Annotated in this window: 11 protein-coding genes and 1 pseudogene; 11 read left to right on the top strand and 1 reads right to left on the bottom strand. The window is 71.6% G+C overall.

The genetic code is table 11. The features are described from left to right. The first annotated feature begins 430 nt into the window (after positions 1–430). The 7 genes from ACIQU6_RS33185 to ACIQU6_RS33155 all read left to right on the top strand — a co-directional run bounded on the left by ACIQU6_RS33185 (position 431) and on the right by ACIQU6_RS33155 (position 10,615). Positions 431–820 carry a cell division protein SepF gene (locus tag ACIQU6_RS33185; protein ID WP_403485438.1) on the top strand — a complete coding sequence of 130 codons (390 nt, stop codon included), beginning with the start codon at positions 431–433 and terminating at the stop codon, positions 818–820. A 55-nt stretch (positions 821–875) separates the two neighbouring features. Next, a complete protein-coding gene (locus ACIQU6_RS33180) occupies positions 876–2,312 on the top strand; it encodes a biotin transporter BioY (RefSeq protein ID WP_403485437.1) in 1,437 nt (478 codons plus the stop codon). Beyond that, positions 2,309–2,665 (top strand): nucleotide pyrophosphohydrolase, encoded by a 357-nt coding sequence (locus ACIQU6_RS33175; RefSeq protein ID WP_403485436.1) that lies wholly within the window; start codon positions 2,309–2,311, stop codon positions 2,663–2,665. Before ACIQU6_RS33180 ends, ACIQU6_RS33175 begins: the two co-directional genes overlap by 4 nt. A 469-nt stretch (positions 2,666–3,134) precedes the next feature. Beyond that, the gene (locus ACIQU6_RS33170) at positions 3,135–3,590 is read left to right on the top strand and encodes a DUF6099 family protein (protein ID WP_403485452.1); all 456 of its coding nucleotides are present in this window, start codon (positions 3,135–3,137) and stop codon (positions 3,588–3,590) included. 831 nt (positions 3,591–4,421) lie between these two features. After that, on the top strand, positions 4,422–5,345 hold the full coding sequence (locus tag ACIQU6_RS33165; protein WP_403485435.1) for an LLM class F420-dependent oxidoreductase: 924 nt from the start codon (positions 4,422–4,424) through the stop codon (positions 5,343–5,345). Positions 5,346–6,089: 744 nt separating this feature from the next. Then, entirely contained in the window at positions 6,090–7,739 is a 1,650-nt protein-coding gene (locus ACIQU6_RS33160) for a 3' terminal RNA ribose 2'-O-methyltransferase Hen1 (protein ID WP_403485434.1), read from the top strand. Continuing rightward, complete coding sequence (locus tag ACIQU6_RS33155; RefSeq protein WP_403485433.1) at positions 7,736–10,615, top strand: polynucleotide kinase-phosphatase; 2,880 nt, start codon at positions 7,736–7,738, stop codon at positions 10,613–10,615. The genes ACIQU6_RS33160 and ACIQU6_RS33155 overlap by 4 nt, the downstream gene beginning before the upstream one ends. Positions 10,616–10,844: 229 nt before the next feature. On the opposite strand, the pseudogene ACIQU6_RS33150 reads toward ACIQU6_RS33155, so the two are convergent. Next, positions 10,845–11,824, bottom strand: a pseudogene (locus tag ACIQU6_RS33150) (GlxA family transcriptional regulator). Between the two features lie 95 nt (positions 11,825–11,919). Between ACIQU6_RS33150 and ACIQU6_RS33145 the strand changes: the two are divergent. The 4 genes from ACIQU6_RS33145 to argF all read left to right on the top strand — a co-directional run bounded on the left by ACIQU6_RS33145 (position 11,920) and on the right by argF (position 16,032). Next, positions 11,920–13,008 (top strand): MFS transporter, encoded by a 1,089-nt coding sequence (locus ACIQU6_RS33145; protein ID WP_403485432.1) that lies wholly within the window; start codon positions 11,920–11,922, stop codon positions 13,006–13,008. Further along, positions 12,990–13,451: a hypothetical protein gene (locus ACIQU6_RS33140; RefSeq protein WP_403485431.1), complete on the top strand. Its 462-nt coding sequence runs from the start codon at positions 12,990–12,992 to the stop codon at positions 13,449–13,451. Before ACIQU6_RS33145 ends, ACIQU6_RS33140 begins: the two co-directional genes overlap by 19 nt. A 115-nt stretch (positions 13,452–13,566) precedes the next feature. Beyond that, positions 13,567–14,796 (top strand): arginine deiminase, encoded by a 1,230-nt coding sequence (locus ACIQU6_RS33135; RefSeq protein WP_403485430.1) that lies wholly within the window; start codon positions 13,567–13,569, stop codon positions 14,794–14,796. Positions 14,797–15,027: 231 nt separating this feature from the next. Continuing rightward, positions 15,028–16,032, top strand: a complete 1,005-nt coding sequence (argF, locus tag ACIQU6_RS33130) for an ornithine carbamoyltransferase (RefSeq protein ID WP_403485429.1) — start codon at positions 15,028–15,030, stop codon at positions 16,030–16,032.

The following is a 16,032-nucleotide window of genomic DNA, read 5'->3' as shown; positions in this document are numbered from 1 at the left end:
GTCGGCTGTGAATCGGGGCGTTGCGGGGAGGTGGGGATGGTGTCGGCCCCCTGTCGCATTGGTCGCCGGGAAGGTTCCTGCGGCGAACGCCGTGTCCTCCGCCGTGGATTGCGGCGATGTCCTCCGTTCGTCCAGCGCGACTCACTCCTGCTCAGGGATTGCCGTCTCGGGACGCCCTGAGTGAGAGTCAGTCGGTTCGCGGCTGCCCCGGGGTGCTCCCGGCCTCTGTCGCGAGGGAGGATGAACGGGCATACACAAACTCGATCCGGTAGTTGTGCCCAGGTGTCCGCACTGGTCAGGGCTATGAGGCAGGATGGAAGTGGCTGCGGCGCCGTGTGTGTCGCAGTCGGCGACGTTTGTAGGTCTATCTCTAGAATCGTTCGATGCACATACCGCAGAAAGCCAGCGTTCCACTGGGTGAGGTGATTCGGTGAACGGCCCCGATGCCACCGACGAGCAGTGGGAAGGGCTCGCCGAAGTCGTACCGCTACGCGGCGGCAGCGAATGGCCCTCCTGGCCCGCCCACCGGGCCCTTCCGGACGACGAACCGACCGAGGAAACACGGCGGTTCATCGTCATCCGCGTGCAGACCTTCGCGGATGCCCGGGAGGTGGCCGAGTACCTCATGGCGCAGCTTCCGGTCCTGTTGGACCTCAGCAGTGCCGACACCGATGTCGCCAAGCGCATCCTGGACTTCGCCAGTGGGGTCGTCTTCGGGCTCGGCAGCGGCATGCACCGCGTGGACACCAACGTGTTCCTGTTGGCGCCGGTCGGCACCGAGGTTGCGGAGCCGGCGGCGGGCACCGTCCCCCATTCGTAGGAAGAGCAGTTGGGCGTAACGGTTCTCCGAGCGAGGGACTGCGTAGCGTCCCCGCATGGATACCGACAGTGTGCGTCCGGCGGTCACCGAATTACGGTTGTCCGCCTTCAAGGCCCATCGTGGCGTTTCCCTCCCGTTCGGGCCGCTGACGCTGCTCAGTGGGGACAGCGGAAGCGGCAAGTCCAGTGTGTTGCAGGCGTACGAGCTCCTCGCTCGGCTCGGCAGCGGAGACCCGCTGGAACGGGCCGTCGGGGTGGTCGCGGGAGGGGCCTCCGCCTGTGTGCCCGCCGGCGCACGCCCCGATGGCCAGGGTCGGCGCGGCTTCCGCCTCGGCTGTACGGTCGACGGCCCGGTCGGTGCCGTTCGGCTCGACCTCGCCGTGCAGGCCGAACCCGAACTCCGCATCGTCGGCGAGCGTTTGACGGGCTGCGGCGAGACACTGCTCACCACCGCCCTCACCGACCCCAACCGCCCCGCCGTCCAGGCTGCCTGGCACACCGCCGGTGCCACCCCGGTTACCCGGGCACCCTTGCCCGACGACCGTTTGGCCACATCCCTCCTCCCGTTGCGGGTCGCGGGCAAGACGGAAGGGCAGCGGCTCGTCCTGGCCGCCGCGGAACAGGTCGTGGTGGCGCTCCGTTCGGCCTTCGTGTGCGATCCGCGGCCGGAGGCGATGCGGGATCGCGCGGAACGGGTCGCCGCGGACGACGGTCGTGCGGCGGGCGATGCGTCGGGTGGGGGAGGCGCGGGGCGTAGTGCCGGGGCGCGTGGTGGTGGCCGGGGCGGCAGTCCGGGGCGCTCGGGGAAGAGTGGAGGGTCCAGTGGTCCCGGTGGACCGTCGGCGGCGCGCGGGCGGAAGGGGGTCAGGAGCGGCGCGGAGGCCAGTGGTTGGGGGCACGACGAGGAGCGTGACGAAGGGCGGTTGCGGTCGTCGTGCGAGAACCTCTCCGCCGTACTGGAGCGCACGAGTCGCGAATGCGCCCGGCGGCACGCCGTGTTGGTCGCGGCCGTACGGGACGCCTGTTCCGGGCCGGTCGACGGAGTACGGGCGGTGCCGCGGCAGCCGGATGCGGCGACGGCGGCGGACGCCGCCTCCACGGGGGGAACGGGCGGCGGGGCGGCGCCAGATGGACAGGGGACCCTGGGCCCGCCGGCCCTACGGACCGTCCTCGACCGTGGCGCGCTGGGGGAGATGCCCGTCGAGCAGCTCGGCGACGGCGAGCTGCGATTCCTCGCGCTGGCGTTGGTGCTGCTGACCGGCCCCGGGGTGCTCGCCATGGATCCGGCCGGGGAGATCCCGTCGGCGCTGCAGCAGATGACGGTGATGGCGGACGGCATGGACCGTTGCATGGATCGCCGGCAGGCCCGGGAGCTGGTGTCGTTGGCCGTACGGATGGCCGATCGTGGGCATGTCCGGCTGCTGGGGACGGTGCGGGACCCGTCGGTCGCCGAGGGGCTGCCCGGTGTGCAGGTGCTACACCTAGGGGTATGAGTGAGGATCTTCATGCGCTGCAACGACGCCTGGCCGACTTCGCGGCCGCCCGGGACTGGCAGCAGTACCACACCCCCAAGAACCTGGCCGCGGCGCTGAGTGTCGAGGCCGCGGAACTGGTCGAGATCTTCCAGTGGTTGACGCCGGAGGAGTCGGCGAAGGTGATGTCCGACCCCAAGGCGGCCGGGCGGGTCGAGGACGAGGTCGCGGACGTCTTGGCGTATCTGCTCCAGTTCTGCCAGGCGCTGGGGATCGATCCGCTGACCGCGCTCGCCGCGAAGATCGAACGGAATGAGACGCGGTTCCCGGCGGTGCGGCAGGCGCCGCCGGACCGTCCGCGGAGCGGCGAGTAGCCGCCGGGCGGCGCGAATCGGGCGGCGTGCGAAGGGACGGGGCCGGCGGGGTGGGGGCGAGAGCCTCCGCCCCGTCGGCCTTTGCGCGCCGCCCGGGCGTCGGTCGCGGCGCACACCGCCGTGCGGTGCGGCGTCGCAGCGGTCGGCGTCACGAGCCGCGTGCCGCATGTCGGCGGCAGGAGTTTCTGGCGAGACAAGAGGGTGCTGTGTGGTGCACGTTGTCTCATGGAGGTTGAGGGATGTGCGGTGGTGTAGTGACGCAGGGGGGAGCTCCGCGGGCCGGAACCGTCGGTGCGACCGTTCTAAAACCGCCTCTCATCACTCTATGGAGTTATGGATCTTTCCACAGCGTCTTGGTTGTCCACAGATTTGCGAATTCCTCTAGCGTTTTTGGCTGTTGACCCTCACGCTGGGTAGTGGAAGGGAAGTGGGGTGAACGCGCATGACGAAGAAGGAGGGAGGGACGCAGATGGACGCGGTGCGAATCATCGCGGCCAGTCGACGCGGTCTGGCGCAGGCGAGCACGGTGCACGACGTGGTCGTCGAGGCGTGGCAGGCACAAGCCTTGGCGGAAGCGATAGGTAGCCACCTCGCGATATTCGGGCCGTACGAAGTGCGGTCCAGGGCTCGAGGGTTGGGCGACGCGGGCGGGCGGTTCAGCGGGGGACTGCTGTGCTCGACGGCGACCGCCGGGGGGCTGCGGGCAGCTCAGCTCACCGAGATACGCGACGTCAAGGCGGCTTTAATCAGCCTGTGCCAACTGCTCCGAGAGGTGTGCGAGGCATTGGTCGGGGTGGTGATCTCGGCCGAGGAGGAGGGGATGTACTGGACCTGCGTGGAGGCCATGGACACAGCAGACGAATCGAGGGACCACGCCGCCGGAATACTGGAGAAGCTGGAGGTACGCGACCGGCACCTTGCCTGACGGAGGGCGGGCCGTCTCTCAAGCTGCCTGCCCTGCAACTACCGGAACAGTCAGCACCATCAGAAGGGCCGGAACGACCGGAGCGGTCGGAGTCGCCAGGACGGTCGGTACGGCCGGAGCCGCCATGACGGTCGGTACGGCCAGTGGTCTGGGGCCGTTGCCGGCCTGGGGAGGCGCAGCACGTCTGTTGGCCACTTCGACCGGCGTGCCGGGACAGGGGTGGTCGACCTGTGCCGCCGTCCCATCGTGCTCGGAGTCGGCGCTCGCCCGCGTGTTATCTCCCCTCTTCTTCTCCTTCTGCTCTCCCTCCCGCCTCCTGCTCTCGCGTTCTCTCGCCGCTACCCCTGTCTCTCCTTCTCTGATCGCGAACCGTGGGCCTGCTGCCGCTGACGGCGTTGTGACCGCCTTGGTGGGTCACGGACCCTTGGGCCAGCCACGCGACGTGTGAACTGGCAGCCATATAGGGCGACTTGGAGGTATCGATCTGGCGCCGTGAGTCAGGGTCACCGAGGCCGTTTCTGTCCAACCCCAACCACCGACCTCAAGCTCAACTTCAACCCCGATCCCTCAGCCGCTACTCACCTCACCCGCTTCGATCGGTCTGTCCATCCCGACCCCTCGGTCACCGTGTACGCCACATCGACCACACCCACTCCGTGTCTTCGCACCGCACATCGCACACGCCGCACACGTCACGCATCGCGCACGCCGCGCAGCGGACATGCCGCGCTTCGGAAACCGCACGCATGGGAGCCAGATCGGAAACAAGACACCTGGTTTATCGGCAGTGCCCGGAGGTTGGTTTGCCGGGCACCGGTGCAGGATGGAGGTATGGACCTACGGATCTTCACCGAGCCCCAGCAGGGGGCTTCTTACGACACCCTTCTGAAGGCCGCCAAGGCCACCGAGGAGCTTGGGTTCGACGCCTTCTTCCGCTCCGATCACTATCTGCGGATGGGAACGGTCGACGGGTTGCCCGGCCCGACGGACGCCTGGATCACGCTGGCCGGTCTGGCCCGTGAGACCAAGCGAATCCGGCTCGGCACGCTCGTGACGGCCGGCACCTTCCGCCTTCCGGGCGTGCTGGCGATCCAGGTCGCGCAGGTCGACCAGATGTCCGGCGGGCGGGTGGAACTCGGCCTGGGCGCGGGGTGGTTCGAGGAGGAGCACAAGGCGTACGGCATCCCGTTCCCCAAGGAGAGGTTCGCGCGACTGGAAGAGCAGCTTGCGATCGTCACCGGCCTGTGGGCCACCGAGGTAGGAAAGGAGTTCTCATACGACGGCACGTACTACCAGTTGGAGAAGTCGCCCGCACTGCCCAAGCCCGCCCAGGGCAGGGTGCCGGTGCTGATCGGCGGGCACGGTGCGACGCGTACCCCGCGGTTGGCGGCGCAGTACGCCGATGAGTTCAACATTCCCTTCGCCTCGCTCGAAGACACGGAGCGCCAGTTCGGACGGGTGCGGGCGGCCGCCGAGGCCGCCGGGCGCGGGGCGGACGACCTGGTGTACTCCAACGCCCTGATCGCCTGCGTCGGTAGGAACGACGCCGAGGTGGCGCGGCGGGCCGCGGTCATCGGGCGCGACGTCGAGGAGCTGAAGGCCAACGGCGTGGCGGGCTCGCCCGCGGAGGTCGTCGACAGGCTCGGCCAGTTCGGTGCCATCGGCTCGTCCCGGGTCTACCTCCAGATCCTGGATCTGGAGGACCTGGACCACCTGGAGTTGATCTCCGAGCAGGTCCAGTCGCAGCTTCGTTGACGTCGCAGGTCGTGCTGGCGTCGTGCAGCTCTGCTGATGCCTCGTGGATGAGTTGAGGTGTGTAGAAGGGCTGACGTCTGCTCCGGGGCCGAGGTCGAGGCCAGGGCCGGGGCGGGGCCGGTTGCGGGCTCCGATCGCGGGTGGTTCGGGGCGGAGTCGGGGATCTGCGCCTGGCTGGTCGTGTAGTCCGGTGGCCGTGGGCGGAGTTGGGTGTCGCGCCGTGGGTGGCATGGTGCGGCGCCGGCTCCCGGTCAGCGGTCGATCGTCCAGGGGGTGTCTGGGGGCGGTGAGCCTGCGGTGAGGATGTGGCCGACTCTGCGGAGGGCTTGCTTCAGGGGCACGGTGTCCTGGTCGGGATAGGCGTTGTCCTGCCCAGGGGCCAGCGTGAATCCGGTGCTGTGGCCGGTGGCGTCGGGAGGGGGGCGTGCTCGCCGGGGTCGTCCTCGTCGTTGACCAGCATCACCAGTGCGCGCTCGGTGTGGGTGATGAGGCCAATGCCCGGCCGGAGTTGCTGGTCGGCCGGGTCTCGGCTTGGCCGCGTCGATGCGTTGCCTGAGGTCGTGTTGAAGGGCCTCGGGCGACGCCCAGGACGTGCGGTCGTCGAAACGCCAGGATCCGATCACGGGGGAGTCTTTCGGGCTTGTCCGGGGGCCTGCCGGGAATGGGGTGGGGAGGGTGGGGGCGGGGGGAGGGGCCCAGGAAAATCGGTAGGGCGGACAGCCCGTACACACCCATACTGAACGGGTGTTTCTGACCATAACCACCACTGGCACCATTGACCGTCCCGCGACCGATCTCGGGTTCCTGTTGCACAAGCATCCAGGGAAGTCGCAGCAGTTCTCCACCGCGCACGGTACGGCGCACGTCTTCTATCCGGAGGCGGACGCCGAACGGTGCACGGCGGCGCTGCTGTTGGAGGTCGACCCCGTTGCCCTGGTCCGTCGCGGGCAGGGGAAGGGGCGCGGCGGGGCAGCGGACTCGGCGCTCGGAAGGTACGTCAACGACCGGCCCTATGCGGCGTCGTCGCTGCTGGCGGTGGCGTTGCGGAGCGTCTTCGCGAGCGCGCTGAAGGGGCAGTGCGCGGCCCGGCCCGAGCTGGTCGGGCGGGCGATGCCGTTGCGCATCGAGGTGCCGGTGTTGCCCGCCCGCGGGGGCGCCGGGTTGGTGGAGAAGCTGTTCCGGCCGTTGGGCTGGTCGGTGCTGGCCGAGCCGCTGCCGTTGGACGAGACCTTTCCCGAGTGGGGGGATTCGCGCTACGTACGGCTGGTCCTCGAAGGCGACGTCGAACTGGCCGCTGCGTTGCGGCATCTGTATGTGCTGCTGCCGGTTCTGGACGACGCCAAGCACTACTGGGTGGCGCCCGACGAGGTCGACAAGCTGTTGCGAGCCGGCGAGGGCTGGCTGGAGCGCCACCCCGAGCAGCGGCTGATCGCCGGCCGTTACCTCGCCCGTCGCGGGTCGCTGACGCGCGAGGCCATGGCGCGACTGGAGTTGGCCCGGCTCGCCGAGGCGGACGACGCGGCCGTCGAGGAGATCGACAACGCGGTGGATGAGGCGACGGACACCGAGGAGCGGCCGGTTCCGCTCGCCGTGCGCCGGCGGGAGGCCGTGCTCGACGCGTTGCGTGCGGCCGGCGCCGCCCGGGTCCTCGATCTGGGGTGTGGGCAGGGGCAGTTGATCGGTGAGCTGCTCAAGGAGGGGCAGTTCACCGAGATCGTCGGGATGGACGTGTCGATGCGGGCGCTCCACGAGGCCCGGCGCAGACTCGGCCTGGACCGGATGCCGGAGCGTCAGGCCCGGCGCGTCCGGCTGGTCCAGGGCTCGTTGGCGTATACGGACGGCCGACTCAAGGGGTATGACGCGGCGGTGCTGAGTGAGGTCGTCGAGCATGTGGACCCGGAGCGTCTGCCGGCGTTGGAGTACGCGGTTTTCGGGGCGGCCAGGCCGCGGACGGTCGTGGTGACCACGCCCAACGTCGAGTACAACGTGCGCTGGGAATCGCTGCCGGCCGGGCAGGTGCGGCATGCCGACCACCGCTTCGAGTGGACGCGGGCGGAGTTCCGGCGGTGGGCCGGGGAGGTCGCCGCGCGGCACCGTTACGCGGTCGCGTTCGGCCCGGTGGGCGCGGAGGACCCGGAGGTCGGGTCGCCCACCCAGCTCGCGTGCTTCACGCGCCAGGGCGACGGGAGCGTGGCGGCGGGCGGGAACGGTGATGCGCGTGCGAGCGGAGGTAGGGAAATGGGCGGTAGCGGCGGTGGTGACAGTTGCGGGGGCAGCGACGCAATGCCGTCCGCGTCCGCTCGCGGCGGCGGTCCCGGCCGCGTTGTCAGTGGTGGCGGTCATGATGGAGATGTCGGTGCGGGAACGAGCGGCCGGAAGGGGGTAGCGGCATGAGTGGCGTGGAGCGAGACGGGGGCGGGGCGGCGTCGCAGCCGCCGGCCGAGCAGGTGTCGTCGGGGGCGGGGGAGCGTTCGCTCGGTGTGCCCGATCTGTCGCTGGTGGTGTTGATCGGGGCGACCGGTTCCGGGAAGTCGACGTTCGCCGCGCGGCATTTCAAGCCGACCGAGGTGATCTCGTCGGACTACTGCCGGGGGCTGGTCAGCGACGACGAGAACGACCAGAGCGCCAGCGGTGACGCCTTTGAGGTGCTGCACTTCATCGTGGGCAAGCGGCTGGCGGCCGGGCGGCTGACGGTGGTCGACGCCACCAATGTGCAGGCGGAGTCGCGGGGCCGACTGGTGCGGCTGGCGCGCGAGCACGACGTGCTGCCGGTGGCGATCGTGCTGGACGTGCCCGAGCAGCTCTGCGCCGAGCGGAACGCGACGCGCCCCGACCGGGCCGGGCTGCCGCGCCGCGTCATCCAGCGGCACCAGCGCGAACTGCGGCGCTCGCTCGGCAAGTTGGAGCGCGAGGGGTTCCGGAAGGTGCATGTGCTGCGCGGCGCGGAGGCGATCGAGGCCGCGGAGGTCGTCCGGGAGCGGCGGTTCAACGACCTGCGACACCTCACGGGGCCGTTCGACGTCGTCGGCGATGTCCACGGGTGCCGTTCGGAGTTGGAGACCCTGCTCGGCCGGCTGGGGTATGAACTGGTCCGGGATGCGCGGGGGCGGGCCGTGGACGCGGTGCACCCCGAGGGCCGTACGGCGGTCTTCGTCGGCGACCTGGTCGACCGGGGTCCGGACAGCCCGGGAGTGCTGCTCCTGGTGAGCGGAATGGTGGCGGCCGGTCACGCACTGTGCGTGTCCGGGAACCACGAGCAGAAGCTGGGGCGTTATCTCAACGGTCGGGCGGTGCGGCACACGCACGGCCTGGCCGAGACGATCGCGCAGTTGGCGGAGGAGGACGAGGAGTTCCGCGCCGGGGCCGCGGAGTTCGTGCGGGGGCTGGTCAGCCACTACGTCCTGGACGGGGGTGGACTGGTGGTGTGCCACGCCGGGTTGCCGGAGAAGTACCACGGCCGTACGTCGGGCCGGGTGCGATCCTTCGCGCTCTACGGCGACACCACGGGCGAGACCGACGAGTTCGGCCTGCCCGTGCGGTACCCGTGGGCGGAGGACTACCGCGGCCGCGCCGCCGTCGTCTACGGGCACACGCCCACCCCGCGCGCCGGCTGGCTCAACAACACCATCTGCCTGGACACCGGCTGCGTCTTCGGCGGGAAGCTGACCGCGTTGCGCTGGCCCGAGCGCGAGTTGGTCGACGTGGCGGCGGAGCGCGTCTGGTACGAGCCGGCCAAGCCGCTGGCCTCGGAGGCGCCGGGCGGGGCGGACGGCCGTCCGCTGGATCTGGGCGATGTGGCCGGCCGGCGGATCGTCGAGACGCGGCAGATGGGCCGGCTCGCCGTGAAGGAGGAGAACGCCGCTGCCGCGCTGGAGGTGATGAGCCGCTTCGCGACGGACCCGCGGCTGCTGCCGTATCTGCCGCCGACCACGGCGCCCTGCGCGACGGCCAAGGAGTCCGAGGCGGACGCGCGCGGCGAGGGTTTCCTGGAGCATCCGCGGGAGGCGTTCGCCGAGTACCGCGCGGCCGGCGTCCGTGAAGTGGTGTGCGAGGAGAAGCACATGGGCTCCCGGGCGGTGATGCTGGTCTGCCGCGACGAAGCGGTGGTCCGCGAGCGGTTCGGGGTGGCCGGCGAGGGGGTGTCGGGTGCCGTTTACACCCGCACCGGGCGGCCGTTCTTCGACGACCGGGAGACCACCGAGCGGGTACTGCGACGGGTCCGCGAGTGCGTCGAACGGGCCGGCCTGTGGGCGGAGTTGGACACCGGATGGCTGCTGTTGGACGCCGAGTTGATGCCCTGGTCCTTGAAGGCGACGGGGCTGTTGCGGACGCAGTACGCGGCGGTGGGCGCGGCGTCCCGGGCGGCGTTCCCGGGTGCGCTCGGCGCGCTGGAGGCGGCGGTCGACCGCGGGATCGACGTGGCGGCGCTGCTCGACCGGCAGCGGGGGCGGGCCGCGGACGCCGCGGCGTTCACCGCGGCGTACCGGCGCTACTGCTGGCGCGTGGGGGAGCAGGCGACGCCGAACGGAGGCCCGGAATCCGGGGGCTTGGCGGCTGGGGACCTGGGCTCCGGGCGCTCGGACTCCGGGAGTTCGGGCCCTGGTGCTGCCGAGGCGGGAGACCACGAGGGTGCGGAACGGCAGGGCGCGGGGCTCGCGGGGCTGGCCGGCGTTCGGCTCGCGCCGTTCCAGATACTCGCCGCCGAGGGGCGCAGCCTGGCCGGCCTGCCGCACCTTGAGCAACTGGCCCTGCTCGACCGTCTGATAGCGGCCGAGGAGGCACTGGTGACGGGCGCGGACGGCGTGACGGAGGACGTCCTGGCCGGCGATCCCGCCGAGCCCGCCACCGGTCGAATACGGCTGCTCGCGCCGACCCGACGGCTGGTCGTCGACACCGAGGACGAGGCGTCGGTCGCGGCCGGTGTCGCGTGGTGGCTGGATCTGACCGCCGGTGGCGGCGAGGGCATGGTCGTCAAGCCGGCCCGGGCGTTGGTCCGGCAGCCGGACGGGCGGCTCGTCCAGCCGGGCGTCAAGTGCCGCGGTCGGGAGTACCTGCGGATCATCTACGGTCCTGAGTACACCCGTCCGGAGAACCTGCGGCGCCTGCGGGCCCGTCAGCTCGGCCACAAGCGTTCGCTGGCCCTGCGCGAGTACGCGCTGGGGCTGGAGGCGCTGGACCGACTGGCGGACGGGGAACCGCTCTGGCGGGTGCACGAGGCGGTCTTCGCGGTGCTAGCGCTGGAGTCGGAACCGGTGGATCCGCGGCTGTGACCGGGCGGTGGCGCATGGCCCCGCATCCGTGAGGGAACGAGGGCGTGGCCCCGTACCCATGGCGGTGCGGCGCCGCGTCGCCTCGTGTCTGTGACGGTGCGGCGCCGTGTGGCCCCGGGCCGTGGCGGTGCGGCGCCGTGTGGCCCCGCCGCCGTAACGACGGGCGGTGTGCACGGCAACGGGCAACGGGTCGCGGGTGACGGGCAACGTGCCCTGGTGCGGCGCCGCTTCACGCGGCCCGGCCCGCCCGGTACGTCCGTCGGTAGTCGGCCGGGGTGACGCCCACGATCCGGGTGAAGTGGCGGCGGAGGTTGGCGGCCGTGCCCAGGCCGGCGATGTCCGCCACCCGGTCCACGGACAGGTCGGTGCCCTCCAGCAAGTCGCGGGCCCGGGCGATGCGTTGGCACTGGAGCCACTGCATGGGGGTGGTGCCGGTCGTGGCGTGGAAGCGGCGGACGAGGGTGCGCGGGCTGGTGTGCGCGTACCGGGCGAGGTCGGCACGGTCAGCGGCTCGCGGAGGCGTTCGGCGGCCCAGTGCAGGACCGGCGCGAGCGAGTCGTCGCGGTGCTCCGGCAGCGGCGTCTCGATGTACTGGGCCTGGCCGCCCGGGCGGTGTGCGGGCGCGACCAGCTGGCGGGCGACGGAGTTGGCGACGCCGGTGCCGAAGTCCTCGCGGATCAGGTGCAGGCAGACGTCGATGGAGGCGGTGGCGCCGGCGCCGGTGAGCACGTCGCCGTGGTCGACGTAGAGCACCGTCGGGTCCACGGTCACCGACGGATAGCGCTCGGCGAGCAGCGCCGCGTACATCCAGTGGGTGGCGGCGGTGCGGCCGTCGAGCAGTCCGGCCGCGGCGAGGGTGAAGGCGCCCGAGCAGAACGAGACCACCCGCGCGCCGCGGCGGTGGGCCTCGCGCAGTGCCGCGACGAGTTCGTCCGGCGGGTCACCGTGCACATCGGCGGTCGCCGGCACGATGACCGTGTCGGCCGCGATCAGTTCCTCGACGCCGTACGGGGTCCGGGTGCTGAACCGGGCGCCGGCGAGCGGCACTTCGCCCTCCGGGTTGGCGCACCCCGGAGTGGCGATCAGGCACATCCGGAGGTCGTACCAGTCGGGAGGGAGTTGGAGCCGGTCGTTGCCGAAGATGTGGCCGGGAACGGCGAGTTCGAAGAACGGCATGCCGTCGGTGAGGGCGAGCGCCATGGAGGGCATGGCGCGAGTGTGGCAGACGAGGTGGCAGGAATGTAGCGGGTGGTGGCAGGGCTGCCACTCGTGCGGAGGGGGAGCCGGGCCGATGCTTGATCGACATGACCACTCCTCTTCCGGGACGTCGGGGGACAGGTGCGCCCACCGGCGCGGCCCCCGCTGGCCACCAACTCGACGACAGCGGGCGCCCGTTCGCCCCACAGGGCGCGCCGCCGGCCGTCCCGCCCGCCGAGGTGCCCGCCCCCGCCACGGTGTCTGCCGAGCCCGCGGCCCCCGACCGCCGCCGTTGGCTGGTCCTGGCGATCGCCTCCGCCGCGCAGTTCCTGGCGGTGCTCGATCTGATCGCGGTCACCATCGCGTTCCCGGCGATCGGCCGGGACTTCGCGCCGGCGCCGGCCGCCACCCTCTCGTGGGTGCTCAACGGCTACACCGTCGTGCTCGCCGCGCTCCTGGTGTCGGCCGGTCGGCTCGCCGACGAGGCCGGGCGGCGGCGGTGCTTCCTGATCGGCATGGTGCTGTTCGGGGTGGCCTCGGCGGCCTGCGGCGCGGCGCCCACGCTCACCCTGCTCATCGTGGCACGGGTGGTACAGGGCGTGGCCGCCGCGGTGTTGATCCCGACCTCCCTCTCGCTCGCGCTGCCCGCTTTCCCGGCGCGCGAGTGGGCGACCGCGGTCGGTGTCTGGACGGCGGTCAGCGCGGTGGCGGCGAGCGCCGGGCCGGTGATCGGCGGGCTGCTCGCCGCCGCCGACTGGCGGTTGATCTTCCTGATCAACGTCCCGGTGGTGCTGCTCGCGGTCGGCTCGGGCGTCCGGCTGCTGCCCCGTTCGGCGCGCGGTCCGCGGCAGGCGCTCGACCTGCCGGGGACGGTGCTGGTGCTGGTGTGCGTCGGCGCGCTGGTGACCGCGTTCGTCGAGGCCCCCGAGTGGGGTTATGCCGCCCCGGGCACGCTCGCGGTCCTCGCCGCCGGCGGGTTGGCGGGAGCGCTGGGTGTGCGCCATGTGCGACGCGCCGCGAACCCCGTGGTGCATCCGGCGCTGTTCCGCTCCCCCGGGTTCACCGCGGCCACCCTGGGGCTGCTCGGCTACTTCGTCGCCTACGGGGCGATGGTGCTCGCCGCGAGCCTGTTGTTCACCGATGTCTGGCACTACCCGGTGCGGACGGCGGGGTGGCGATGGCGCCCTGGCCGCTGACGGTGCTGGTGGTCTCCGCGGTCTCCGGCCGGATCGTCGCCGCGATCGGCGGCCGGGGGACGGCGGTGCTCGGCGCGCTGTGCTTCGTGGCGGCCGCGCTGTGGTGGGTCGTCCTGGCCGGCGACGGGAGCGGGGGGACGCACTACGGGGGGCGGTTCCTGCCCGGGTTGGTCTTCGCCGGGTTGGGCACCGGCCTGTACCAGCCGGTGATGTTCGCCGCCGCGGGGGCGCTGCCCAGTAGCCAACTCTCCCTCGGTTCCGGCGTCTTGATGGTGTCCCGGCAGGCCGGCACCGCGCTCGGCGTGGCCGTGCTGGTCGCCGTCATGGGCGGCCAGCACCCGACGTTCGGGGCGTTGCGCGCCGGCTGGATCATCGCGGCGGTGACCTCGGCGCTCGCGGTGGCGGCGGCCCTGCCCCTGGGACGGGGGAGGGCCACGGCCTAGGGCGCTTCTGACGGGTCGGGGTCGGACGGGCCCCAGGGCGCCGCCCGCGCCCGACACCCCGTCCGGGATCCCCGGACCCGCGACGCGACGCCCCCCGAGCGGACAAGATGGGGAGATGGGATTCCATGTCGACTCGGAGGCCGGGCGGTTGCGCCGCGTGATCCTGCACCGCCCCGACCTCGAACTGAAGCGGCTCACCCCCTCCAACAAGGACACCTTGCTCTTCGACGACGTGCTCTGGGTGCGGCGGGCCCGGGCCGAGCACGACGGGTTCGCGGACGTGCTCCGCGACCGGGGCGTCGAGGTGCACCTCTTCGGGGATCTGTTGGCCGAGAGCCTCCAGATCCCCGAGGCGCGGACGCTGGTCCTGGACCGGGTCTTCGACGAGAAGGAGTACGGGCCGCTGGCGACCGATCACCTGCGGGCGGCGTTCGACGCGTTGCCGGTGCCGGAACTCGTCGAGGCGTTGGTCGGCGGGATGACCAAGCGCGAGTTCCTGGAACAGCATCCGGAGCCGACCTCGGTCCGTTTCCACGTGATGGACCTGGACGACTTCCTGCTGGGGCCGCTGCCCAACCACCTGTTCACCCGCGACACCTCCGCCTGGATCTACGACGGGGTCTCGATCAACTCGATGCGCTGGCCGGCCCGGCAGCGCGAGACCGTGCACTACGAGGCCATCTACCGCTTCCACCCGCTCTTCCGCGAGGAGACGTTCCACGTCTGGTCGGAGGGGCAGGCCGACTACCCCTCGACGATCGAGGGCGGCGACCTCCTGGTGCTGGGCAACGGCGCGGTGCTGATCGGGATGAGCGAGCGGACCACCCCGCAGGCGGTGGAGCTGTTGGCCCGCGGGCTGTTCGCGGCGGGCTCCGCGCGGACGATCGTGGCGCTGGACATGCCCAAGCGGCGCGCGTTCATGCACCTGGACACCGTGATGACCATGATCGACGGGGACACCTTCACCCAGTACGAGGGCCTGGGGATGCTCCGCTCGTACACCATCGAGCCGGGCGCGGGCACGCAGGACCTGAAGGTCACCGACCATCCGCCGGAGCACATGCACCGCGCCATAGCGGCCTCGCTGGGGCTCGCCGAGATCCGGGTGCTCACCGCGACCCAGGACGTGCACTCGGCCGAGCGCGAGCAGTGGGACGACGGCTGCAACGTGCTCGCCGTGGAGCCGGGCGTGGTGGTGGCCTACGAGCGGAACGTCACCACCAACACCTTCCTCCGGAAGCGCGGGATCGAGGTGATCACGATCCCCGGCAGCGAACTGGGCCGGGGGCGCGGCGGGCCGCGCTGCATGAGCTGCCCGGTGACGAGGGACGCGGTGCCGGGCTGAGGCGGCGGTGCCGGGCGGTTCGCCGGCGGTGGTCGACCCGCTGGCGGTGGCCGTCCGCCGCGGCTGGCAGTCTGGGGGGCGGGGACGCGATCCCGGGACGCCGGGGGCGGACGTGCCGGGCACCCGGGCACCCGAGTGTCCGTATAAGGATGCGAGTATTCGTATAGACTTCCATGGGCTGTGTGTCCCGACGCCCCCTGTCCCCGACCGCCGCGAATCAGGAGCCCACCCATGGCGATAGACCTCAAGGGCCGCCACTTCCTCAAGGAGCTGGACTTCAGCGCCGAGGAGTTCCGTCGACTGGTCGAGCTGGCCGCCGAGTTGAAGGCGGCCAAGCGCGCCGGCACCGAGGTCCGCCGCATGGAGGGCCGCAACATCGCCCTGATCTTCGAGAAGACCTCGACCCGGACCCGCTGTTCCTTCGAGGTCGCGGCCGCGGACCAGGGCGCCTCGACCACCTACCTCGACCCGTCCAGCTCGCAGCTCGGGCACAAGGAGTCGGTCAGGGACACCGCCCGCGTCCTCGGCCGGATGTTTGACGCCATCGAGTTCCGCGGCAGCCGCCAGGCCGACGTCGAGGAGCTCGCGGCGCACGCCGGGGTGCCCGTCTACAACGGGCTCACCGACGACTGGCACCCGACCCAGATGCTCGCCGACGTGCTGACCGTGGTCGAGCACGGCGGCGGCCGGCCCCTGGAGGAGACCGCCTTCGCCTACCTCGGGGACGCCCGCAGCAACATGGGCAACTCCTACCTCGTCACCGGCGCCCTCCTGGGTATGGACGTACGGATCGTCGCCCCGAAGCAGTTGTGGCCGGGGGAGGGCGTGATCGCGCGGGCGCGGGCGCTCGCGGAGGCCAGCGGGGCCCGGATCACCCTCACCGAGGAGGTCGCCGAGGGCGTGCGCGGCGCCGACTTCGTCGCCACCGACGTCTGGGTGTCCCTGGGTGAGCCCAAGGAGGTCTGGGACGAGCGGATCGCGCTGCTCGCCCCGTACGCGGTGACGATGGACGTGCTGCGCGCCACCGGTCGGCCCGACGTGAAGTTCCTGCACTGCCTGCCCGCCTTCCACGACCTCGGCACCACGGTCAGCCGGGAGATCCACGCCCGCCACGGGCTGACCTCGCTGGAGGTCACCGACGAGGTCTTCGAGTCCGCGCACTCGGTCGTCTTCGACGAGGCGGAGAACCGGATGCACACCATCAAGGCCGTGATGGTGGCGACGCTGGGGCGGTAG

Source organism: Streptomyces sp. NPDC090442 (assembly GCF_044769405.1).
GTDB lineage: Bacteria > Actinomycetota > Actinomycetes > Streptomycetales > Streptomycetaceae > Streptomyces.
The sequence above is the reverse complement of the archived record's forward strand: the minus strand, read 5'-3'. Positions and strand labels throughout refer to the sequence as shown.

Bases quoted from the DNA above. Each gene is read 5' to 3' on its own strand.
- ACIQU6_RS33140 (WP_403485431.1), top strand. From the start codon at position 12,990: ATGGCGCCCTGGCCGCTGACGGTGCTGGTGGTCTCCGCGGTCTCCGGC.
- ACIQU6_RS33180 (WP_403485437.1), top strand. From the start codon at position 876: ATGGATACCGACAGTGTGCGTCCGGCGGTCACCGAATTACGGTTGTCC.
- ACIQU6_RS33165 (WP_403485435.1), top strand. From the start codon at position 4,422: ATGGACCTACGGATCTTCACCGAGCCCCAGCAGGGGGCTTCTTACGAC.
- ACIQU6_RS33175 (WP_403485436.1), top strand. From the start codon at position 2,309: ATGAGTGAGGATCTTCATGCGCTGCAACGACGCCTGGCCGACTTCGCG.
- ACIQU6_RS33155 (WP_403485433.1), top strand. From the start codon at position 7,736: ATGAGTGGCGTGGAGCGAGACGGGGGCGGGGCGGCGTCGCAGCCGCCG.
- ACIQU6_RS33170 (WP_403485452.1), top strand. From the start codon at position 3,135: ATGGACGCGGTGCGAATCATCGCGGCCAGTCGACGCGGTCTGGCGCAG.
- argF (WP_403485429.1), top strand. From the start codon at position 15,028: ATGGCGATAGACCTCAAGGGCCGCCACTTCCTCAAGGAGCTGGACTTC.
- ACIQU6_RS33135 (WP_403485430.1), top strand. From the start codon at position 13,567: ATGGGATTCCATGTCGACTCGGAGGCCGGGCGGTTGCGCCGCGTGATC.
- ACIQU6_RS33145 (WP_403485432.1), top strand. From the start codon at position 11,920: ATGACCACTCCTCTTCCGGGACGTCGGGGGACAGGTGCGCCCACCGGC.